The sequence below is a fragment of the Bifidobacterium rousetti genome (assembly GCF_008698235.1).
Taxonomy (GTDB): domain Bacteria; phylum Actinomycetota; class Actinomycetes; order Actinomycetales; family Bifidobacteriaceae; genus Bifidobacterium; species Bifidobacterium rousetti.
The window spans coordinates 226,588-249,107 of sequence record NZ_PEBH01000002.1 but is presented as its reverse complement, the minus strand read 5'-3'; the positions used below and the strand labels follow the sequence as shown (position 1 = coordinate 249,107).

The following is a 22,520-nucleotide window of genomic DNA, read 5'->3' as shown; positions in this document are numbered from 1 at the left end:
ATGCCCATGGTTGATATCGATTGGCTCAAGGAGCACGTCGAGGTTCCGTCCGACCTCACCTACGAGCAGCTGGCCAAGGACCTGGTCAAGGTCGGCCTCGAGGAGGAGCAGATCCACGCCTCGCAGGTCACCGGCCCGATCGTCGTCGGCTACGTCGTCGACGCCACGCCCGAACCGCAGAAGAACGGCAAGGTCATCAACTGGTGCCATGTCGACGTTGGCCCCGAATACAACGAGACCGACGAGAACGGCAACAAGGTGCCGCGCGGCATCATCTGCGGCGCGCCGAACATGGCCGCCGGCGAGAAGGTCGTCGTGACCCTGCCGGGCGCCGTCCTGCCGGGCGATTTCAGGATCGAGCCGCGCAAGACCTACGGCCACATCTCCAACGGCATGTGCGCCTCCGAGCGCGAGCTGGGGCTGGGCGACGACCACAACGGCATCATCCTGCTGCGCCACTACGGCTTCACCACCGAGGAGTACGAGGCCCTGAAGCCCGGCGACGACGCGATGCACCTGCTACATCTCGACCAGCCGCTGCTGGAGATCAACATCACCCCGGACCGCGGCTACACGCTCTCCTACCGTGGCGTGGCGCGCGAATACCACCACTCCACCGGCGCCGCGTACACCGATCCGGTCGTCGAGCTCAACGCGAAGGTCCCCGAGCCGGCCGGCGAGGCCTCCGGCACCGTGCCGGACATCCAGGTCGAGATCGAGGACGACAACCCGATCCATGGCGTGCCCGGCTGCGACCGCTACTACGCGCGCGTCATCCGCGGCTTCGACCCGACCTCCCGCACGCCCAACTGGATGCGCCGCCGCCTGATCCGCGCCGGCATGCGCTCCATCTCCCTGGCCGTCGACGTCACCAACTACGTGATGCTCGACCTCGGCCAGCCGATGCACGCCTACGACCTCGACAAGCTCGAGGCGCCGATCGTCGTGCGCCGCGCCAAGGAGGGCGAGAAGCTCACCACCCTCGACGGCAAGGAGCACGAGCTGAGCGTCGAGGACCTGCTCATCACCGATTCGCCGAACGGCGAGCGCGCCTCCCGCATCATCGGCCTGGCCGGTGTGATGGGCGGCCTGTACGGCGAGGTCACGGCCGAGACGAAGAACATCCTGCTCGAGGCCGCGCACTTCGATCAGGTGACGATCGCCCGTTCCGCCCGCCGCCACAAGATCCCGTCCGAGGCGTCCCGCCGTTTCGAGCGCGGCGTTGACTACGAGCTGCAGCCGGCCGCCGCGCAGATGGCCGCCGACCTGCTGGTCAAGTACGGCGACGGCGAGCCGAGCGACCATCCGACCGACGTGAACAACACGGCGCACCGCAAGGCCATCCACTTCAAGGCCTCCGAGGTCCGTCGCGTCGCCGGCCTCGACACCCCGGTCAACGAGATCTCCGACATCCTCACCGACATCGGCTGCAAGGTGGCCGGTGGCGGCAACGGCGAGTTCGTCGTCACCCCGCCGACCTGGCGCCCGGACTTGAACGAGCCGTGCGATCTGGTCGAGGAGGTCGCGCGTCTCGTCGGCTACGACGAGATCCCCGTGACCGTGCCGCCGGCGCCGGTCGAGGGCCTTGTGGGGCTCACCCCGGACCAGCTGCGTCGCCGTCGCGTGGCCGACGAGCTCGCCGAATACGGCATGGTGGAGGCGCTGAGCTACCCGTTCGTGGGCGACGCCGACTACAAGGCGTTCGGCTACGACGCGGAGGCCACCAAGAAGGTCAGCGTCGAGATCGCCAACCCGCTGTACGGCGACCGTCCGTTCCTGCGCCGCCACATCCTGCCGACCCTCGCCGGCACCGTGCAGCGCAACATCCGCCGCGGCATCGAGAACGTCTCGCTCTACGAGCTCGGCCACGTCTACCTGTGGAACCCGGACGCGCCGGCCATCCCGGCCCTGCCCGGCGGCGTGAAGCCGACCGACGAGCAGCTCGCCGCGCTCGACGCCGGTCTGCCGGACCAGCCCGACCATGTCGCCGGCATCCTGACCGGTCTGGCCGAGGATTCCGGCTGGCTGGGCGGCAGGCGTCCGGTCGACTGGTCCGACGCCGTCGAGGCCGTGCGCCGCATCGCCGATCGTCTCGGCGCCGCGATCGCGCTCGACCAGCCGGCCGGCGAGGACGTGCCCGCCCAGTGGCATCCGGGACGCTTCGCCAACGTCAAGGTCGGCGACCTGTTCGTCGGCTTCGTCGGCGAGCTGCACCCGCACGTCAACGAGGAGCTCGGCTTCCCCGAGCACTCCGCCGCGTTCGAGCTCAACCTCACCGCGCTGTTCTCCACGCTGGACGGCAAGCCGGTGCAGGCCAAGCCGATCTCCACGTTCCCGCCCGTCAAGCAGGACCTCGCCTTCACCGTCGACGACACGGTGACCGCCGCCCGTCTCGAGGGCGTGATCCGCGAGGCCGCCGGCGCGAACCTCGAGTCGATCGAGCTGTTCGACGTGTTCACCGGCGACGCCCTCGGCGAGGGCAAGAAGTCGCTGGCGTTCGCCGTGGTCTTCCGCTCGCCCGACAAGACGCTGTCCGCCGAGGACAGCGAGGCGATCCGCAAGGCCATCGTCGACAAGGCCGCCACGATCGGCGCGCAGCTGCGTGCGTGAGTCCGCGCGACGTCGCATGGCGCATGACATCGCGTGATGTCGCGTGACGTGCGTCACACAGTGACCGCGCATGCTCCGCGCTCAGCGTGATCCGTGACCAGGGGGCGTCGAAAGACGCCCCCTGTCGCGTAAGCTGGGGACGAACCCCTGTAGGAAAGGAACCCGATGACCGCACCCGAACAGCAGCCGAACAACCCCACCGAGCCGAACGGGGTGAACGCGGCCGCCCCGGAACCGGCGTCGGATCAGCCGCAGTACGGCCAGTACGCGAACCTCGACTACGGCGCGATGCGCAGCCAGTTCGGCCCGAACTACAACCCGTACCTCTACGGCGCGCCCGACCCCGATCCCAAGGACGCGAACGGCGACGCCGCGCAGGGAGCGGGAGCGCAGGGAGCCCAAGGTGTTCAGGGCAATCCGCAGGGCGGCCAGCAGTACTATCCGGGCGGATACCCGGGGGCGCAGGGCCAGCCGTACAACCCCGCAGGCAACCCCGCCGGCAATCAGAACCCGTACGCCCAGCCGACCGGCGCCAATGCCAACGGTGTCAACGGCAATCCCAACCGTCCCGCCGACGGCCACACGCCGCGCTACATCTACGGCGTCGACGTCAACGACCCGAACCAGAACCCGCTTTACGGGCGCTGGGACCCCTACGCGATCATCGCGTTCGTGTTCGCGCTGATCTTCTCCGTGCCGCTGCTGCCGGCGATCATGGGCTGCGCGTCCATGTGGCGCACCCGCACCTTCCACATGAAGGGCCGTGGGTTCGCGATCGCCGCGGTCGTCATCAACCTGATCACCACCGGCGTGCAGGTGTGGATGTGGATGCACGGCATCAGCATGGACGACCTGTACGCCCAGGTCCTCAACATGTACGGTCTCAACGGCTCCGGCAGCGGAGGTTCCGGCACCTCCGGCGATTCGATGTCCGCATGACAACGAATCACACTGTGAAACACCGGACTGCATAATTATGCAATAGTCCGCATAAGTCGTATACTCGTGCTTGTTGTCTTGTTGAATAAGGACGTGAATATGGCGAAGTATACGGTGGCCGTGGCGGGTGCCACGGGCTATGCAGGCGGTGAGGCGCTGCGGATTCTGGCGGCCCACCCGGATTTCGAGGTGACGTGCGTCGCCGGCCATTCCTCGGTGGGTGACAAGCTCGGCAAGCATATGCCGCACATCCCGCAGCTGGCCGACCTGACCGTCGAGGACACCACCCCCGAGGTGCTGAACGGCCACGACGTGATCATCCTCGCGCTGCCGCACGGCGCCTCCGGCAGGCTCGCCGCGCAGCTCGACCCGGACGCGGTCGTCGTCGACCTCGGCGCCGACCACCGTCTCGAGGAGAAGGACGCGTGGGACGAATTCTACGGCGGCGACTTCTACGAGCACTGGACCTACGGCATGCCCGAGCTCATCACCGGCCATGACGGCCACGGCGGCTACACCCGCCAGCGTGGGAACCTGTCGGGCGTCAAGCGCATCGCCGGGCCGGGCTGCAACGTGACCGCCACCACCCTGGCCATCCAGCCGGGCGTCGCCGAAGGCCTCGTCGAGCCCAAGGGCCTCGTCGCCGACCTTGTCGTCGGCTACTCCGGCGCCGGCAAGAACCTGAAGCGCACCAACCTGCTCGCCGCCGAGGCGCTCGGCTCCGCCCTGCCGTACGGCGTGGGCGGCACGCACCGCCACATCCCCGAGATCCTGCAGAACCTCGCGCACGCGGCCGGCAAGCCCGCTTCGGCCGCGGCCGAGTTCACCCTCGGCTTCACCCCGGTCCTCGCCCCGATGTCGCGCGGCATCCTCGCCGTCGTCTCGGCCCCGATGACCGACAAGGCCGCCGCGATGGGCGACGCCGAGATCCGCGCGGTGTGGGAACACGCCTACGAGGGGCAGGACTTCATGGTCCTGCTGCCCGAAGGCTCGCTGCCCGCCACCGGCAACATCATCGGCTCGAACGCCGCGCACCTGCAGGTCGTCACCGACCGTCATGCCGGTCGCATCATCGCGTTCGCCGCCATCGACAACCTCAACCGTGGAACCGCCGGACAGGCGGTCCAGTCACTGAACATCGCCCTGGGGCTGCCCGAGGACCAGGGCCTGACCAAGATCGGAGTCGCACCGTGAGCGTCACATTCGCGCAAGGGTTCTCCGCCGCCGGAGTCGCGGCGGGCATTTCGTCCGTCGAAGGCAAGAAGGATCTCGCCCTCGTCGTCAACAACGGGCCGCTGGACGCGGCTGCAGGCGTGTTCACGTCGAACCGCTTCTGCGCCGCGCCCGTGCAGTGGTCGCGCAGGCAGGTCGCGGACGGCCGCGTCAAGGCCGTGATCCTCAACTCCGGCGGCGCCAACGCGTGCACCGGCGAGGCCGGCTACGCGCAGTCCAAGGCCACCGCGGAGAAGGTCGCCGCCCTCGTCGGCGTCAAGCCCGAGGACGTGGCCGTATGCTCCACCGGACTCATCGGCGAGCTGCTGCCGCTCGACAACGTGCTCGCCGGGGCCGAGGGCGCCTACAAGACGCTCGCCGCCACCCCCGAGGCCGGCGCGGACGCGTCCCACGCCATCATGACCACCGACACCAAGCCGAAGACCGTCGAACTGACCGGCTCCAACGGCTGGAGGATCGGCGGCATGGTCAAGGGCTCGGGCATGATCGCCCCGCAGCTGGCCACCATGCTGTGCGTCATCACCACCGACGCGGTCGTCACCGCCGGCCAGCTGCAGGCCGCGCTGACGGTCGCCGCCGAGCACTCGTTCAACCGCATCGACGTGGACGGCTGCATGTCCACCAACGACACGGTCCTGCTGCTCGCCTCCGGCGCCTCCGGCGTCGAACCGGACAAGGACGAGTTCAACAGGCTCGTCAAGGACGCCTGCGCCTCGCTCGCCCGCCAGATCATCGGCGACGGCGAGGGCGCGAGCCACGACATCCGCATCACCGTGACCGGCGCCACCAGCGAGGACGCCGCCCTCGCCTGCGGCCGCGCGGTCGCCGCCTCCAACCTGCTCAAGTGCGCGATCAGCGGCAACGACCCCAACTGGGGCCGCATCGTCTCCTCGCTCGGCACCGTCCCGCCCGAAATCGCCCCGTACGACTCCGAGAAGGTGACCGTCGACGTCAACGGCGTGCGCATCTGCGAGCACGGCGGCGCCGGGCGCGACCGCAGCGAGGTCGACATGACCCCGCGCGAGGTCCACATCGACATCGACCTGAACGCCGGCGACGCCGAGGCCACCGTGTGGACCGACGACCTCACCCATGAATACGTCCACATCAACGCCGACTACGAAAGCTGAGTCAATGGCAACAGAACTCAAGGGACCTGGATTCCATTTCGACGTGCACACCGATCTGCGCGCCGACCAGAAGGCGGAGGTGCTCATCGAGGCGCTCCCGTGGCTCGAGGAGTTCGCCGGGCAGCGCATCGTCGTCAAGTACGGCGGCAACGCGATGGTCGACGAGCACCTGAAGCAGTGCTTCGCCGAGGACATGGTGTTCCTGCGTCAGGTGGGACTGCACCCGATCGTCGTGCATGGCGGCGGACCGCAGATCTCGCACATGTTGAAGGCGCTCGGCATCAAGTCCGAGTTCAAAGGGGGTCTCAGGGTCACGACCCCGGAGGCGATGGACGTGGTGCGCATGGTCCTGACCGGCAAGGTCTCGCGTGAGCTCGTCGGCCTCATCAACGCGCACGGCCCGTTCGCCGTCGGCCTGTCCGGCGAGGACGGCGGCCTGTTCTCCGCCATGCAGCGCAAGCCCGTCATCGACGGCAAGGCCACCGACATCGGACTCGTCGGCGACGTGGTGTCCGTCGATGCGTCCGCCGTCGAGGACCTCGTCAACGCGGGCCGCATCCCGGTCGTCTCGTCGGTCGCCCCGAACGAGGACGACGCCACCGAAGTGCTCAACGTGAACGCCGACTCCGCGGCCGCCGCGCTCGCCGCCGCCGTCGGCGCGCGCAAGCTCGTGATCCTGACTGACGTCGACGGCCTGTACGCCGACTGGCCCGACCGCAACTCCCTGATCGGACGCATCGGCGTGGAGAACCTGCGCGACATGCTGCCCGACCTCGAATCCGGCATGCGCCCGAAGATGGAGGCGTGCGTGCGCGCCATCGACGGCGGCGTGCCGCAGGCGCACATCATCGACGGCCGCAAGCCGCATTCCATCCTGAACGAGATATTCACTTCCGCCGGCATCGGCACCATGGTCGTGCCCGAGGACGGCATCGAGATGAGGAGCTCCTATGTCTACTGACGTCAGCAACACCACTGCCGCGGCCGGCGCCGCGGCCGTCCCGGGCGTCACCGTCCCCGCCGGTGGCGAGACGCTCGGCCCGAAGGATTCCAAGTGGCTGGGGGAGTACTCCCAGGTCCACATGAACGTGTTCGGCACGCCGCTGCGCGTGATGGACCACGGCGAGGGCACGCGCATCTGGGACGTCGACGGCAACGAATACCTCGACTTCCTCGCCGGCATCGCCGTCAACTCGCTCGGCTACGCGCACCCCAAGTGGGTCAAGGCCGTCAGCGAGCAGGCCGCGAAGGTCGCCCACACCAGCAACTACTTCGCCACCGAACCGCAGATCGAGCTCGCCGCCAAGCTCGTCAAGCTCGCCGGCGCCCCCGAGGGCTCACACGTCTACTTCGGCAACTCCGGCGCCGAGGGCAACGAGGCGGCCCTGAAGCTCGCCAAGCTCTACGGCCGCACGCTGCCGGGCGCCGCGCCCGCGATGGGCGGCAAGCCCGCGCGCATCATCGCCCTGACCAACGGCTTCCACGGCCGTACGCTCGGCGCGCTGTCCGCGACGTGGAAGCCCGCCATCCGCAAGCCGTTCGAGCCGCTCGTGCCGAGCGTCCAGTTCGTGCGCGCCGGCGATCCCTTCGCCCTCTACGAGGCGTTCGCCGAGACCGGCGTCGGCCACTACGGCAAGGGTCCGGTCGCGGCCGTCATCATGGAGCTCATCCAAGGCGAGGCGGGCGTCAAGCCCTTGGGCGCCGACTATGTCAAGCAGGTGCGTCAGATGTGCGACATCCACCACGCGCTGCTCATCATCGACGAGGTGCAGACCGGCATCGGCCGCACCGGCTCGTGGTTCGCGTTCCAGCGCGAGGATCTCTCCGGCGGCATCACCCCGGACATCGTCACCTTCGCCAAGGGCGTGGCCGGCGGCTTCCCGATGGGCGGCATGATCGCCTTCGGCTCCAAGCTCTCCGCGCTGTTCACCCCCGGATCGCACGGCTCCACCTTCGCCGGCAACCCCCTGGGCGCGGCCGCGGCCCTCGCCACCCTCTCCGTGATCGAACAGGACGGGCTCGTCGCCAACGCCGAGGAGCGTGGACGCCAGCTGCGCGAGGGGCTCATGGCCACCGGCAACCCGCTGTACGTCTCCGTGCGCGGCCGGGGCCTCCTGGACGCGGTCGAACTGTCGCACCCGTGCGCCCACGCCGTGATGAACTGGTGCCTCGAGCACGGGCTCATCGTCAACGCCGTGCGCGCCGACGCCCTGCGTTTCGCCCCGCCGCTCATCGTCTCCGCCAAGGACGTGGACGATGCACTCGCCATCCTCAAGGCCGTTCCGACGGACCTTCCCAACGACTGACGGCCGGCGGCCTTCCCGCCGCCGATCCGTCCCCTCGCGTCATCCAGTCACAAGAAAAGAGCAATCACCATGACCCCCGAACTGCGTCACATGCTGCGCGACGACGACCTGAACCACGAGGAGCAGAAGCAGGTCCTCGAACTCGCCATCAAGTTCCACAAGGACCGCTTCTACAGGCAGCCGTTCGCAGGCCCCAAGGCCGTCGCGGTGCTGTTCGACAAGCCGTCGACCCGCACCCGTTCCAGCTTCTCCATCGGCGTCGCCGAACTCGGCGGCTACCCGCTGGTCATCGACAAGTCCGGCTCCCAGCTTGGCCGCGGCGAGCCGGTCGCCGACACCGCGCGTGTGCTCGACCGCATGGCCTACGGCGTGGTGTGGCGCACCTTCGGCCAGGATCGCGTCGAGGAGATGGCGAAGTACTCCACCCATCCGGTCGTCAACGCGCTCACCGACGACTTCCACCCGTGTCAGATCCTCGCCGACTTCCAGACGATCGCCGAGCATCGCGGCGGCGTCGACAACCTGAAGAACCAGACCATCGCGTACGTGGGCGATGCGGCCAACAACATGTCCAACTCGTACCTGCTCGGCGGCGCGGTCGCCGGCATGAACGTGCGCGTCGCCGGCCCGCAGGGCTACCTGCCCCGTCCGGACATCGTCGCGGACGCGGAAGCGATCGCGGCCGAGAACGGCGGTTCGATCCTCGTGACCACCGACGCGAAGGAGGCCGTCAAGGACGCCGACTGCGTGTTCACCGACACCTGGGTGTCGATGGGCGAGGAGGCCGAGTACGCGATCCGCTCCAAGCCGTTCTGGCACTATCAGGTCAACGACGAGCTCATGGCGCTCGCCAAGCCCGACGCGCTGTTCCAACACTGCCTGCCCGCCTACCGCGGCAAGGAGGTCACCGCCTCGGTGATCGACGGCCCGCAGTCGGTCGTGTGGGACGAGGCCGAGAACCGTCTGCACGCGCAGAAGGCGCTGCTGACCTGGCTGACCGGCAAGGCGCGCGGCGACGAAAGCCTGCTCGCATGAGCGAATCCGGCTCCCTGCAGCGTCCGACGACCCGTGCGGCGCGGCTGAGCGCCATCGAGGAAGCGTTGACGAACCACGTCGTCACGTCCCAGTCGCAGCTGTCGGCGATCCTCGCCGATCAGGGCATCGCCGTCACGCAGGCGACCCTGAGCCGCGATCTGGACGAGATGAACGCGTTCAAGAAGCGCCTGCCCGACGGGACGATGGCCTACGCCGTGGGGCACGTCTCCGACGACGAGCATCCCGATATGACGAAGGTCGAGACGCAGATGTCGCGCGTGCTGAGCGGGTTGGTCACATCCGTCGCCGCCGCGAGGAACCTCATCGTCGTGCACACGCCGTCGGGCGCGGCGCAGTATGTGGCGTCCGTCATCGACAAGCAGCCGCTCGCCGGCGTGCTCGGCACGATCGCCGGAGACGACACCGTGATGGTGATCTGCCCCGACGACGAGTCCGCGTCGATGCGCGCCGACTGGCTGCTCGCGCTGGCGTCGAAGTGAGGTGTGGCGCGTCCGCATCGCAAGACGCGCCACACCGTCGATGCATAAATATACGGACTTATGTATATACTTTCATCAGTTTGTTTTTGAAGAAAGGCAATCCATGGCAGACAACAATCGACTCGTACTGGCCTATTCCGGCGGCCTTGACACCTCCGTCGCGATCTCGTACCTGAAGGAGCGCACCGGCAAGGACGTCGTCGCCGTCTCCCTCGACGTCGGTCAGGGCGGCGAAAGCCTCGAGACCATCAAGGAGCGCGCCCTCGCCTGCGGCGCCGTCGAGGCGTACGTCGTCGACGCGCGAGACGAGTTCGCCAACGAGTACTGCATGAAGGCCCTCAAGGCCAACGCGATGTACGAGGGCGTCTACCCGCTCGTCTCCGCCATCTCCCGCCCGCTGATCTCCAAGCACCTCGTGCGCGCCGCCCACCAGTTCGGCGCCGACACGATCTCCCACGGCTGCACCGGCAAGGGCAACGACCAGGTCCGCTTCGAGGTGTCCATCGCCTCCATCGACCCGACCCTGAAGGCCATCAGCCCGATCCGCGACCTGGCCCTGACCCGCGACGTCGAGATCGCGTTCGCCAAGGAGCACAAGCTGCCGATCGTCCAGACCGAGAAGTCCCCGTACTCCATCGACCAGAACGTGTGGGGCCGCGCCATCGAGACCGGCTTCCTCGAGGACCCGTGGAACGGCCCGACCAAGGACTGCTACTCCTACACCGACGATCCCGCGTTCCCGCCGGTCGAGGACGAGGTCGTCATCGAGTTCAAGCAGGGCATCCCGGTCAAGATCGACGGCCGCGACGTCACCCCGCTGCAGGCCATCGAGGAGATGAACCGCCGCGCCGGTGCCCAGGGCATCGGCCGCATCGACCTGATCGAGGACCGTCTGGTCGGCATCAAGTCCCGCGAGCTGTACGAGGCCCCGGGCGCCGTGGCCCTGATCACCGCGCACCAGGAGCTCGAGAACTGCTGCCTCGAGCGCGAGCAGCACCGCATCAAGCGCGACATCGACAAGCGCTGGGGCGAGCTGGTCTACGATGCGCAGTGGTTCTCCCCAGCCACCCAGTCGCTCAACGCGTTCATCGAGGACACCCAGAAGTACGTCTCCGGCGAGATCCGCATGGTCCTGCACGGCGGCCGCGCGGTCGTCACCGGCCGTCGCTCCGACTCCTCGCTGTACGACTACAACCTCGCCACCTACGACTCCGGCGACAGCTTCGACTCGAAGTCCTCCAACGGCTTCATCGACATCTACGGTCTGCCGAGCCGCGTCGCCGCCGCCCGCGACGTCAAGTTCGGCAACGGCATCGAAGTGCCGTCCAACACCGTCGAGTGACGTCAGTCTGACGCGCGCGGTCGTCGCTGGTCGCTGGTCGTCGGTCGTCGCACCGGCGCTGATCGGTTGTCTCGCTGACATGCCGACTGACGCCGACTGGCGCTGACTGACTCCCCTTCCCTAAGGCCTTCCTCCCGAACCCGTTCCGGAGGAAGGCCTTTTGCGTGGTGCGATTCTCGCGGGATGGGGCTTCGGCGAGAGGTTCTCGTCACTGATGAGCGTGAATCTCCCGCCGGAGGCCGTCCAGTGAGAGGTTCGTGTCACCGCATGACGGAGCCCTCTCGCCACGAGTTTTCCTCACGAGAGGTTCCCGTCACACGGCAACGGCGATCTCCCGCCAGGAGCCGTTCCGCGAGAGATGCGCGCTGCAAGGTGACGGGAACCTCTCGCCATGAGGAGCGCTCAAGGAAGGTTGGCGTTCGTTCGCCTCGTCGACCCTTATCGGCGTAAGTTGGAATTGCTGCGGAACATCAAGAGATCGTCGCTCGACAAGATGTTCGTTCGGAGGCAAGGAGGTCAACGTCATGCGTTTGTATCACGGCAGCAACGTCGAGGTTCGAAATCCACGACTGCTGCGTTCGGATCGTCGCTTGGATTTCGGACCGGGCTTCTACCTGACCAGCAGTCTGGAACAGGCTTCGCGATGGGCGGTATTGTCTGCCAGACGCCGGCGGAAAGGCAGCCCGTGGAAGAGACCTTGAAGCGTCTGCTGCCGCAAAAACTGAAGGACCAGTATGCGTTTCGCACGCAACGGGCGATCGACGCCCTGACCTGCATCGAGGTGATTCGACCATGACCACGCTGGAACGGGAATTGCTCATCTATTACGACCGTGAGATCGTGCAACGGATATGCCGAAAATACGGTTTTTCTCCTATGAAGGCGTTGGAATCCTTCATCCATTCACAGACATACGCCATGCTGCGCGACCCGGAATTGGCGATGACCGACTTTCCTCCTGAGGGCATCTTCGACATGTGAGAGGTCGAACAGATCGCGGGGGATCCCCGGGATTCGCTGTACTTGAGGAGGGATGAGATTGACGCGTGAAATGAGCTTCTTCATCTATCTGCTGGAGAAGTATGCGGGAGACAATAACCGTTCAACCTCCGATGTGCTGCGCGAATGGGACGAACGCGGCGTCACGCAGGAGATCTACGACATGTACGAGATGTACCACCAGGAAAGTATCCGCAACGCCTATGAGGATATCGATCACCTTGTGGCCACCGGCGAACACAAGTGGTGAGGGGGCCACATGATCTCCTGCAACGGGTCAGCCTATGCATCCTGAAACCGTCAGGTTCAACCCGAGCACCATTCGGTGAGAGGCTCATATGGAGGGGAGGCTCGATCTGATGGCGAAGATGGGATATGGAGCCTTCGACTCGGCGAATCAGATGACGCCGATCACCGGGGACGAGGGCATCGACGGCATCATCATGGAGGACAAGCTCGGCTTCGATTTGATCTACGTGCAGGCCAAGCGCTACGCCGAGGATCAGACCGTGGGAAGGCCGGACATTCAGAAGTTTGTCGGTGCCATCGCAGGGCGCGGCGGCAGGGGATTGTTCGTCACCACCGCGAAATTCAGCAGGCAGGCGATCGACTATGCGAAGCTCCAGCACATCATCCTTGTGGACGGGCACAAGCTCGCACAACTGATGATCGAGCATGATTTCGGTGTCAGCACCCGCAGGACCTACGAGATCAAAGCCGTGGACAGCGACATTTTCAACGAATACGCGGACGAAGAATAAGAAGATCAGAAGCAGGAGAACCACAACGACCAGGAACAAGCAACCGAACGGCCGCGACGCTATGTAGTGCAACGCTGATAGGCTGGCATACGGTCGAAAACGCATGACAAACCCAAGCAGAACCGAACCTCGTAAGGAGCAGCATATGGCCGAAAACACCGAACACCTCGCCCTGTGGGGCGGCCGCTTCACCTCCGGGCCGTCCGCCGAGCTCGCCCGCCTGTCCAAGTCCACCCAGTTCGACTGGCGACTCGCGGACGACGACATCGCCGGCTCCCGCGCCCACGCCCGCGCCCTCGGCCGCGCCGGACTCCTCACCGACGAGGAGCTCAAGCGCATGGAGGACGCGCTCGACACGCTGCAGCGTCACGTCGACGACGGCTCCTTCGCCCCGATCGAGGACGACGAGGACGAGGCCACCGCACTGGAGCGCGGCCTCATCGACATCGCCGGCGACGAGCTCGGCGGCAAGCTCAGGGCCGGACGCTCCCGCAACGACCAGATCGCCTGCCTGATCCGCATGTGGCTGCGCCGCCACTCCCGCGTCATCGCGAAGCTTCTGCTCGACCTCGTCAACGCCCTGATCGCCCAGAGCGAGAAGGCCGGCCGCACCGTCATGCCCGGCCGCACCCACATGCAGCACGCCCAGCCCGTCCTGCTCGCCCACCAGCTCATGGCCCACGCCTGGCCGCTGCTGCGCGACGTCGAACGCCTCGTCGACTGGGACAAGCGCATCAACGCCTCCCCATACGGCTCCGGCGCGCTCGCCGGCAACACGCTCGGCACCGACCCGGAGGCCGTCGCCCGCGAGCTCGGCTTCTCCCGCGTGACCGACAACTCGATCGACGGCACCGCCTCGCGCGACCTCGTCGCCGAATTCGCGTTCGTCGCCGCGATGACCGGCGTCGACATCTCCCGCCTGAGCGAGGAGATCATCATCTGGAACACGCAGGAGTTCGCCTTCGTCAGGCTCGACGACGCCTACTCCACAGGCTCCTCGATCATGCCGCAGAAGAAGAACCCGGACATCGCCGAGCTGGCGCGCGGCAAGTCCGGCCGACTGATCGGCGACCTGACCGGTCTGCTCGCGACCCTGAAGGGCCTGCCCACCGCGTACGCGCGCGACCTGCAGGAGGACAAGGAGGCCGTGTTCGATCAGGTCGACACGCTCGAGGTGCTGCTGCCCGCCTTCACCGGCATGGTGCGCACCATGCGCTTCGACGCCGACCGTCTCGAGGCCGAGGCGCCGACCGGATTCGCGCTCGCCACCGACATCGCCGAATGGCTCGTCAAGAACGGCGTGCCGTTCCGCCACGCCCACGAGCTCTCCGGCGCGTGCGTGAAGATCGCCGAGGGCCGCGGCCAGGAGCTGTGGGATCTGACCGACGAGGACTTCGCGTCCACGTTCGCCGCGTTCCTGCCCGCCGACAAGGCGCCGGGCGTGCGCGAGGTGCTCTCGTCGCACGGTTCGGTCGACTCCCGCAACGGCAAGGGCGGCACCGCCTACGGCCGCGTGCGCGAGCAGATCGTCGACGCCAAGCGCGAGCTGGAGGAGCTCAAGGTCTTCGCCGACTCCACCTCCGACGGCCCGTCCTACAAGGCGCCGGGCACGTTCTGACGGTTGTCAGCGTCGGCATCTAGACTGGGGCACATAACGAACGGGAGCCGAAAGGCTGAGAGGAAGCGCGAAGCTTCGACCGGGGAACTTGACGCGGGTCATGCCGCCGTAAGGAATCGTTGTTGTGTTGGTTTCTTCATAGTGAAGCCCCGATCCCGCCGATCAGACGTTTTGGATCCGTTCGTCACCATATAACTCAGCCATGCTTGGGGCGTGGCTTCCACGGCTGTTACTCGTCCGGCCGTGGAAGACAGGGACTCATGCAGGGTCGCATGTCAGGGCACATGAATGGGCGCACCACTTAGGGTACGGCTTACATTCGTGTGCCCTTTTGCATTGCGCGGCACGCATTGCGCAGGCATTGCGCGGCACAAACGAACGGAGGGAACGGAACATGCAGGTCAACGGGGAACACGTCGCGTTGGAGGCGCCGGTCAGCGTCGCCGACTACCTCGACGCGCACGGATACCGGGCGGGACGCGTCGCCATCGAACTCAACGGGGAGATCATCCCGCGCGACAGGCGCGCGGAGACGATGCTCGACGACCAGTGCGTCATGGAGATCGTCCAGTTCGTTCAGGGGGGATGAGGAAAGGGAAGTAGCGCTTGTGTTCGTCAATCATCATTGATGGGGCAACGCGGCTTTTCTCTCCCCCAGTCAGCTTCGCTGACAGCCCCCTCATCAGAGGGGGCCGAGCGGCACATCGCACAATCCGTCGTATAACCGCACTTCATCACACCTCATCACACGTCGATCCGTTCTAATGGAAGGAACCATCATGAGCAACATCAACCCCGTCACCGAAGCATCCGTCGAGGCGACGCCGCTGCCCCCGCAGCCGGCGGTCGTCAACCCGGTCGGCACCGCCGCGCCGATCCTGCCCGTCGAGGACAAGCCGCTCAATCTGGGCGGCCACGAATTCCGGTCCCGTTTCATCCTCGGCTCCGGACGCTACGACCTGAACCTCATCAAGGCGACCGTCGAGCATGCGGGCACCCAGATCGTCACGATGGCGCTGCGCCGCGCGACCACCACCGAGAACAGCGTGCTCGACTACATCCCCGAGGGCATCACGCTGCTGCCGAACACGTCCGGCGCGCGCAACGCCGAGGAGGCCGTGCGCATCGCCCGGCTCGCCCGCGAGGTGTGCCACACCGACTTCGTCAAGGTCGAGATCGAGCACGAGACCAAGTACCTGCTGCCCGACAACGCGGAGACGATCCGCGCCACCGAGATGCTCGCCAAGGAGGGGTTCGTGGTCATGCCGTACATGTTCCCCGACCCGATCGCCGCGCGTCAGCTCGAGGAGGCCGGCGCCGCCGCGGTCATGCCGCTCGGCTCGCTGATCGGCTCCAACATGGGCCTGAGGATGCGCGACTTCATCGAGATCATCATCGCGAACGCGCATGTGCCGGTCATCATCGACGCCGGCATCGGACGCCCGAGCCAGGCGTGCGACGCGATGGAGATGGGCGCGGACGCGGTCATGGCGTACACGGCCGTCGCCTCCGCCGGCAACATCCCGCTCATGGCCGAGGCGTTCAGGCACGCGATCGACGCCGGCCGCGCCGCCTACCTGTCCGGACTCGGCAAGGTGACCGAAGGCCACGCCGTGCCGTCCAGCCCGACCACGGGATACCTGCACTGATGACGGCCACGGCGTTCTCGGACGATCAGCTCGAACGGTATTCACGCCATCTGATCCTGCGTGGCGTCGGCGTCAAGGGGCAGAAGCGGCTGCTCGCCTCGAGCGTGCTCGTCATCGGCGCGGGCGGGCTCGGCTCTCCGATCGCGCTGTATCTGGCGGCCGCCGGCGTGGGCCGCATCGGCGTCGCGGACGGCGACACGGTCGACCTGAGCAACCTGCAGCGTCAGATCATCCACACCACCGCGAGCATCGGCGAGCCCAAGGCCGAATCGGCCGCGGCGGCGATCCGCGCGATCAACCCGGACACGGCCGTCGAGACCTGCGACGAGCCGGTCGACGCGGCCAACATCGCCGACCTCATCGCACGCTACGACCTGGTGATCGACGCGACCGACAACTTCTCGGCCAAGTTCCTCATCAACGACGCCTGCGTGCTCGCCGGAAGGCCGTTCATCCACGCGGGCGTCGTCGGATTCGCCGGACAGGTGATGACCGTCGTGCCCGGTCAGGGGCCCTGCTACCGATGCGTGTTCGGCGACATGCCGGCCGCCGGCGAGGTGCCGACCTGCCGCGAGGCGGGCGTGCTCGGCCCGGTCGTCGGCGTGATCGGCAGCCTCGAGGCCACCGAGGCGCTGAAGCTCATCATCGGCGTGGGCGAGCCGCTGGTCGGGCGCATGCTCACCGTCGACGCGCTGACGATGAACATCCGTCGCGTGCCGCTGCCGGACCATGTGCCCGACTGTCCGGTGTGCGGCGACAGGCCGACGATCACCTCGCTCGACCCGGCGCGGTACGTCCAGCCGGCCTGCGCGATCCATCCCGCGGAGCGGGCCTGAGGAGCGGGTCTGAGAGCTGCCCTGGAGAGGGGAAGCCCATAGGGGAAGAGAAGGATCCATATGTCCATTGCACTGCATCTTCATGCGAACGATGCCGATACCGCCGATACCGCCGATACGGCGGATGCGGCCGATTCCTCGCCGGCGTTCCGGCGCATCGGCCCGGCCGAGTTCGCCGCCATCGTCGCGTCGGGGACTGCGAAACCGGCTGAACCGGCTGAACCGGCTGAACCGGCGGGAACGACACCCGTCACCCTGCTCGACCTGCGCGAGCCGGCCGACGTGGCCGCGTACCCGATCGCGGGCGCGATCAACGCGCCGCTCGACCCTCTGGCCAAGGTGCTGAGGACCGTGCCGAAGACCCGCATGGTCGTCGTCTACTGCACCGAGGGCTGGTGGAGCGAGGAGGTCGCCGAGATCCTCGCCGACCGCGGCTACGAGGTGGCGAGCCTCGAGGGCGGGTTCCGAGCCTACCGCGAGTATGCCGAATCGCACGGGCTTGCGTGAACGGTGAAAGCCCCGTGGAATCGTCCTCGCGGATGAGCGTGCGCCCGTACGGGGCGGCCTAGAATCAGCCGGGAGGATCGCACGACAATCCGATCGGAACCGTCGAGCGATCGGAAACCGTCGTGCGATCGGCCGAACCGTCGTGTCTGAACCGTCGTGTCTGAACCGTCGCACGGGAGAACCCGTACAGCAACCCCGCAAAGGACCGATACCATGTCACGTCTGCTCACGCGCACGCAGATCCGGGAGCTGGTCGCCGTGCACGGCCGCGAAGTCATCGAACACGAGCACATGCAGATCGAACGCCGCTGCTTCCAGCACGGCAACGTCTCCACGTTCGCCCATTCGATCCGCGTGGCGTGCCTCGCGGTGTGGATCGCCGACCGCGCGCACCTGTGGCGTCACGTCGATCTGAAATCGCTGATCCGCGCCGCCCTGCTGCACGACTACTTCCTGTACGACTGGCACGACTGGGACGGCGGCGAGCACCGACTGCACGGCTTCACCCACGGCGGCGCGGCCCTGCGCAACGCGCTGCGGGACTTCCGCCTGAACGCGATCGAACGCGATTCGATCGCCAACCACATGTTCCCGATGACCCCGACGCCGCCGCGCTACGTCGAGGGGTATCTCGTCACCGTCGCCGACAAGCTCTCCGCCACACGCGAGACGCTCTCCCTCGACCGCTTCAACAAGGGCGAGGTGCCCGCGTGACGCTTGCGGTCGAGTACCTGTTCCTCTGGTTCCTGTTCTACAGCTTCTGCGGCTGGGTGTACGAGTCGATCCTCGTGTCCGTGCAGGAGCGTCGTCCGGTCAACCGCGGCTTCCTCAACGGGCCGCTGTGCCCGATCTACGGCACCGGCGCGGTGCTGGGCGTCGTCGTGCTGGGAGAGGTCGACAACCCGATCCTCCTGTTCGTCATCTCGGCCGTCGGCGCGTGCCTGCTCGAGTACGTGACCTCGTGGGTGATGGAGCTGCTGTTCCACGCGCGCTGGTGGGACTACTCGCATTTCCCGTTCAATCTCAACGGGCGCATCTGCCTGTACGGCGCGTTGATCTTCGGCGTCGGCGGAGTGGTGATCGTCGACGTCGTCCAGCCCGAGGTGGCGCGTGTCACCGCCATGATCCCGCTTGCGGCGGTCCACTGGCTGTTCGTCACGCTGTTCGCCCTGACCGTGGCGGACACGATCGTCACCGTGGTCGGCATCATCGACTTCGACAAGAGCCTCGAACGGTTCAAGGACGCGATCGCCAAGGCGGCCAGGTACGGCGACGTGATGCGCGAGAAGGTCGGCGACGTGGTGGACGGCGCAACCGGCATGGCCGGCGGCGTCGGCGGAAAGGTCGGCGAATCGCTGTATTCCGGCCTGCGTTCCGGCCTGCGTTCCGGCCGCGAGATGTCGACCGAATTCATGATGCGTCTGCGCGAGACGGCCGATTCCGCGTTCAACCGCCAGCAACGCCGTATGATCGCCTCCTTCCCGAAGCTGCGCGCCAGCCGCAACAACGAGGCCCTCCAGCAGCTGCGTGAGGCGTTGAACCAGCTGCGCCGGGGCGACAGCCGCAAGTAGTAATTCCGTATCATTCCGCAGCAGGCCCCCTCTGATGAGGGGGCTGGCAGCCGCAGGCTGACTGGGGGAGAGATAAACCACTGCTTCGTAATGATGCCCGGTCATCTTTCCCGCACATGCACTGTCGGCCTGTCCTGCGAGACTATTAGACGCATTATGCCCACAATTCGATAGGGAGACAATGGTTATGGCTCACGTCATCGATTTCAAAGAGGCGGGATTCGACACCCTGCTCGATGAACTGGAATGGCGCGGGTTGATTTCCCAGTCCACGGACCGGGATCGACTCGCGAAGGCATTGAACGGAGAGCCGATCACCTATTATTGCGGGTTCGACCCGACGGCCGCGTCCCTGCACATCGGCAACCTTGTCCAGCTCATCAACATGCGTCACCTGCAGGCGGCGGGTCACCACCCGATCGCGCTGGTCGGCGGCGCCACCGGTCTGATCGGCGATCCGCGTCAGTCGGGCGAGCGCACGCTCAACCCGAAGGACGTTGTGGCCGGCTGGGCCGAGCGTCTGAAGAAGCAGATCGGCGGCATCCTCGTCGCCGACGGCGACAACCCGGTACGCTTCGTGTCCAACTACGACTGGACCGCGCAGATGAATGTCATCGACTTCCTGCGCGACGTCGGCAAGAACTTCCGACTCGGCACGATGCTCGCCAAGGACACCGTGGCCCGCCGCCTCAACTCGGAGGAGGGCATCTCCTTCACCGAGTTCAGCTACCAGGTGCTGCAGGGCAACGACTTCCTCCACCTGTACGACGAGTACCACTGCACGCTCGAGCTGGGCGGCTCCGACCAGTGGGGCAACCTCACCTCCGGCCTGGACCTGATCCACAAGGTGCGCGGCGTGGACGTCAACGTGTTCACCAGCCCGATCATCACCGACGCGCAGGGCAAGAAGTTCGGCAAGTCCGAGGGCAACGCCGTGTGGATCGATCCGACGATGCTCTCGCCGTACAAGTTCTACCAGTTCTGGATCAACCGTCCGGACGTGGAGATGGAGAGCCTGCTCAAGGCGTTCACCTTCCTGCCGAAGGCCGAGATCGAACGTCTGGTCGAGGAGTCGAAGACCAATCCGGGCAAGCGCGAGGCGCAGAAGGCACTCGCGTGGGAGGTCACCAGCTTCGTGCACGGCGAGGCCGCGACGCAGGCCGCGATCGACGCCTCCGCCGCGCTGTTCGGCCGCGGCGGCAGCCTCGACGAGATCGACGAGGCGACGCTCGAGTCCGTGCTCGACGGCTTCAAGGTCGTCGACGAGAACGGCGAGCACGTCTTCCCGGCCGCGTCCGCGGGCGACCGCGTGATCGACGCCGCGCAGGCCGCGGGCCTGTTCAAGACCGCGTCCGAGGCTCGCCGCGCGATCAAGGCCGGAGGCGTGTACCTCAACAACGGGCGCGTCGAGGACGAGGAGGCCACGCTCGGCGAGGGCGACTTCCTCCAGGGCCGCTTCGCGCTGATCCGCCGTGGCAAGAAGGCCCTCGGCGCCGTCGAGAAGCACTGATCCGTATTCCAGGAAATTTCAGGAAAGGCATACACATGGCAGAAGGCAACGAGCGTTCCGGCAAGTCGTTCGGCGGACGCAAGGGCGGCTACGGCCACGGGGGCTCCGGTTCGGGCCGTCCGTCCGGCCGCGGCGGCAGGGGATTCAAGCCGCGCGGCAACGGCGGCAAGTCGTTCGGAGGCTCTCGCGGCGGATACGGCAAGTCCGGCGGCTTCCATAAGGACGGCTTCCGCAAGGACGGCGATCGCGATTTCCGTCGTGATGATCGTCGTGAGGGCGCCGGCGAGGGCGGCGAGCGCCGCGAGTTCCACCGCGGCCCGCGTCAGGACGGCGGCTTCCGCGGCAACGGCCGTGGCGGCTACGGCTCCGGCAAGGGCGGCTTCCGCCGTGACGGCGGCAAGTCGTTCGGCGGCCCGCGCGGCGGCTTCCGCAAGGACGGCGATCGCGATTTCCGTCGTGACGACCGTCAGGGCGCCGGCGAGGGCGAGGAGCGTCGCGACTTCCATCGCGGCCCGCGTCAGGAGGGCGGCTTCCGCAAGGAGGGCGGCTTCCGCAAGGACTTCCACAAGGGTCCGCGTCGTGACGGCGGCAAGGGCGGTTTCCGCCGTGACGGTGATCGCGATTTCCGTCGTGACGACCGTCGTGAGGGCGCCGGTGAGGGCGGCGAGCGTCGCGACTTCCACCGCGGCCCGCGCAAGGAGGGCGGCTTCCATAAGGACTTCCATAAGGACGGCGGCTTCCGCAAGGGCGGCGAGCGTCGCGACTTCCACAGGGACGACAAGGGTCCGCGTCGCGACGCCAACCCGCGCTACCAGCGCGACGACCGCCGTGACGATCAGCAGGCCGAGCGTCGCTCCTTCAGCGACGAGGAGAAGCGCGAGTACCGCGAGCACAAGCGCAGCGAGTACATGAGCCGTCCGCGTCGCAACTCCGACGGCACGATGAGCTTCCCCTCGCAGAACCCGTACACCGACCGTCGACCGAACGAGCCGAAGATGCCGAAGGGCCTCGTGTGGGCCATGCTCTCCAAGGACGAGCGCGAGCGTCTGCGCGGCCTGTCCAAGGAGCACGCCGAGAACATCGGCCTGCACATCCTCGCCGCGTACACGCTCATCGAGGACGATCCCGACGCCGCGCTCGAGCACGCCCAGTGGGCCGCCAAGCAGGCGTCGCGCATCGACTTCGCGCGCGAGACGCTCGCCTTCATCGCCTACCGCAAGGGCGACTACAAGCTCGCCCTGCGCGAGTTCCGCACCGCGTACCGCATGAACCGATACGCCGACTACCTGCCGTTCATCGCCGACTGCGAGCGTGGTCTCGGCAACCCGAAGAAGGCCATCGAGATCGTCTCCTCCGACGACGCCAAGGCGCTGCGCGGCGAGTCCAAGGCCGAGATGTTCCTCGTCTACGCCGGCGCGCTCGCCGACCTGGAGCTGTGGGACAAGGCCATCGAGATCGTGCACACGCTCGGTCGTTCCAAGGGTCTGCCGGGCGCCTACCGCATGCGCGCGCTGCAGGCCGAGCAGCTGTTCCTCGAGGAGGCCGGACGCAACGACGAGGCCATCGAGCTGGATCAGGTGATCGAGAAGCTCGAGGACCAGTACGCCGACTTCGACGAGGACGAGGAGAGCGACGACGTGGTCATCGACCACGATCTCGAGCATCTGGAGGACCCGGAGGTCCTCGAGAAGCTCGGCATCACCGACGACGACGCGCAGTACGCGCCGGAGGACGAGGAGTCCGACGAGGGCGTGAACCACGGCGACGAGTCCGCCGAGAGCGTCGACGGCGAGCCGGCCGACGAGGACGAGACGCAGGCCCCGTCCGAGGAGGCGGTCGACGGCGCCGAGGCGGACGCGGAACCCGAGGGCGCAGAGACCGAGGCCGTCGAGGAGCACGCCGAGGCCGAGGAGGCTGAGGCCGAACCCGAGGCTGAGGCCGAGGCCAAGACCGCCGACGAGCAGGCGTGAGCGG

Annotated in this window: 22 protein-coding genes and 1 riboswitch; all 22 genes read left to right on the top strand. The window is 67.0% G+C overall.

Features of this window, described 5'->3' with window-relative positions:
• The 22 genes from pheT to CSQ85_RS03475 all read left to right on the top strand — a co-directional run bounded on the left by pheT (position 1) and on the right by CSQ85_RS03475 (position 22,516).
• The gene (pheT, locus tag CSQ85_RS03580) at positions 1-2,610 is read left to right on the top strand and encodes a phenylalanine--tRNA ligase subunit beta (RefSeq protein ID WP_150382877.1); all 2,610 of its coding nucleotides are present in this window, start codon (positions 1-3) and stop codon (positions 2,608-2,610) included.
• Positions 2,611-2,775: 165 nt separating this feature from the next.
• Complete coding sequence (locus tag CSQ85_RS03575; RefSeq protein WP_150382876.1) at positions 2,776-3,549, top strand: chromosomal replication initiator protein DnaA; 774 nt, start codon at positions 2,776-2,778, stop codon at positions 3,547-3,549.
• 99 nt (positions 3,550-3,648) lie between these two features.
• On the top strand, positions 3,649-4,743 hold the full coding sequence (argC, locus tag CSQ85_RS03570; protein WP_150382875.1) for an N-acetyl-gamma-glutamyl-phosphate reductase: 1,095 nt from the start codon (positions 3,649-3,651) through the stop codon (positions 4,741-4,743).
• The gene (argJ, locus tag CSQ85_RS03565; RefSeq protein WP_150382874.1) at positions 4,740-5,912 is read left to right on the top strand and encodes a bifunctional glutamate N-acetyltransferase/amino-acid acetyltransferase ArgJ; all 1,173 of its coding nucleotides are present in this window, start codon (positions 4,740-4,742) and stop codon (positions 5,910-5,912) included. Before argC ends, argJ begins: the two co-directional genes overlap by 4 nt.
• 4 nt (positions 5,913-5,916) lie before the next feature.
• Positions 5,917-6,873, top strand: a complete 957-nt coding sequence (gene argB, locus CSQ85_RS03560; RefSeq protein ID WP_150382873.1) for an acetylglutamate kinase — start codon at positions 5,917-5,919, stop codon at positions 6,871-6,873.
• The gene (locus CSQ85_RS03555) at positions 6,863-8,218 is read left to right on the top strand and encodes an acetylornithine transaminase (RefSeq protein WP_150382872.1); all 1,356 of its coding nucleotides are present in this window, start codon (positions 6,863-6,865) and stop codon (positions 8,216-8,218) included. The genes argB and CSQ85_RS03555 overlap by 11 nt, the downstream gene beginning before the upstream one ends.
• A 69-nt stretch (positions 8,219-8,287) precedes the next feature.
• Positions 8,288-9,253 (top strand): ornithine carbamoyltransferase, encoded by a 966-nt coding sequence (gene argF / locus CSQ85_RS03550; RefSeq protein WP_150382871.1) that lies wholly within the window; start codon positions 8,288-8,290, stop codon positions 9,251-9,253.
• Entirely contained in the window at positions 9,250-9,753 is a 504-nt protein-coding gene (gene argR / locus CSQ85_RS03545) for an arginine repressor (RefSeq protein WP_107041063.1), read from the top strand. Before argF ends, argR begins: the two co-directional genes overlap by 4 nt.
• A 103-nt stretch (positions 9,754-9,856) precedes the next feature.
• On the top strand, positions 9,857-11,095 hold the full coding sequence (locus CSQ85_RS03540) for an argininosuccinate synthase (RefSeq protein ID WP_150382870.1): 1,239 nt from the start codon (positions 9,857-9,859) through the stop codon (positions 11,093-11,095).
• A gap of 524 nt (positions 11,096-11,619) precedes the next feature.
• On the top strand, positions 11,620-11,796 hold the full coding sequence (locus CSQ85_RS13610) for a DUF3990 domain-containing protein (RefSeq protein ID WP_223846813.1): 177 nt from the start codon (positions 11,620-11,622) through the stop codon (positions 11,794-11,796).
• Positions 11,797-11,887: 91 nt separating this feature from the next.
• Positions 11,888-12,076 carry a hypothetical protein gene (locus tag CSQ85_RS03530; protein ID WP_223846812.1) on the top strand — a complete coding sequence of 63 codons (189 nt, stop codon included), beginning with the start codon at positions 11,888-11,890 and terminating at the stop codon, positions 12,074-12,076.
• Between the two features lie 52 nt (positions 12,077-12,128).
• On the top strand, positions 12,129-12,344 hold the full coding sequence (locus CSQ85_RS03525) for a DUF3791 domain-containing protein (protein ID WP_223846811.1): 216 nt from the start codon (positions 12,129-12,131) through the stop codon (positions 12,342-12,344).
• A gap of 109 nt (positions 12,345-12,453) precedes the next feature.
• Complete coding sequence (locus CSQ85_RS03520) at positions 12,454-12,855, top strand: restriction endonuclease (RefSeq protein WP_263390559.1); 402 nt, start codon at positions 12,454-12,456, stop codon at positions 12,853-12,855.
• A gap of 145 nt (positions 12,856-13,000) precedes the next feature.
• On the top strand, positions 13,001-14,473 hold the full coding sequence (gene argH / locus CSQ85_RS03515; RefSeq protein ID WP_150382869.1) for an argininosuccinate lyase: 1,473 nt from the start codon (positions 13,001-13,003) through the stop codon (positions 14,471-14,473).
• Between the two features lie 30 nt (positions 14,474-14,503).
• Positions 14,504-14,606, top strand: a riboswitch (TPP riboswitch).
• A 261-nt stretch (positions 14,607-14,867) separates the two neighbouring features.
• Complete coding sequence (thiS, locus tag CSQ85_RS03510; protein ID WP_107041067.1) at positions 14,868-15,062, top strand: sulfur carrier protein ThiS; 195 nt, start codon at positions 14,868-14,870, stop codon at positions 15,060-15,062.
• Between the two features lie 190 nt (positions 15,063-15,252).
• On the top strand, positions 15,253-16,122 hold the full coding sequence (locus tag CSQ85_RS03505; RefSeq protein WP_107041068.1) for a thiazole synthase: 870 nt from the start codon (positions 15,253-15,255) through the stop codon (positions 16,120-16,122).
• A complete protein-coding gene (gene thiF, locus CSQ85_RS03500) occupies positions 16,122-16,958 on the top strand; it encodes a thiazole biosynthesis adenylyltransferase ThiF (RefSeq protein ID WP_150382868.1) in 837 nt (278 codons plus the stop codon). Before CSQ85_RS03505 ends, thiF begins: the two co-directional genes overlap by 1 nt.
• Positions 16,959-17,018: 60 nt before the next feature.
• Positions 17,019-17,465: a rhodanese-like domain-containing protein gene (locus CSQ85_RS03495; protein ID WP_223846809.1), complete on the top strand. Its 447-nt coding sequence runs from the start codon at positions 17,019-17,021 to the stop codon at positions 17,463-17,465.
• A 213-nt stretch (positions 17,466-17,678) separates the two neighbouring features.
• The gene (locus CSQ85_RS03490; protein WP_107041070.1) at positions 17,679-18,179 is read left to right on the top strand and encodes an HD domain-containing protein; all 501 of its coding nucleotides are present in this window, start codon (positions 17,679-17,681) and stop codon (positions 18,177-18,179) included.
• Positions 18,176-19,036 carry a putative ABC transporter permease gene (locus CSQ85_RS03485; RefSeq protein WP_150382867.1) on the top strand — a complete coding sequence of 287 codons (861 nt, stop codon included), beginning with the start codon at positions 18,176-18,178 and terminating at the stop codon, positions 19,034-19,036. Before CSQ85_RS03490 ends, CSQ85_RS03485 begins: the two co-directional genes overlap by 4 nt.
• A 187-nt stretch (positions 19,037-19,223) precedes the next feature.
• The gene (gene tyrS, locus CSQ85_RS03480) at positions 19,224-20,546 is read left to right on the top strand and encodes a tyrosine--tRNA ligase (RefSeq protein ID WP_150382866.1); all 1,323 of its coding nucleotides are present in this window, start codon (positions 19,224-19,226) and stop codon (positions 20,544-20,546) included.
• A 35-nt stretch (positions 20,547-20,581) separates the two neighbouring features.
• A complete protein-coding gene (locus CSQ85_RS03475; RefSeq protein WP_150382865.1) occupies positions 20,582-22,516 on the top strand; it encodes a tetratricopeptide repeat protein in 1,935 nt (644 codons plus the stop codon).
• Positions 22,517-22,520 lie beyond the last annotated feature (4 nt).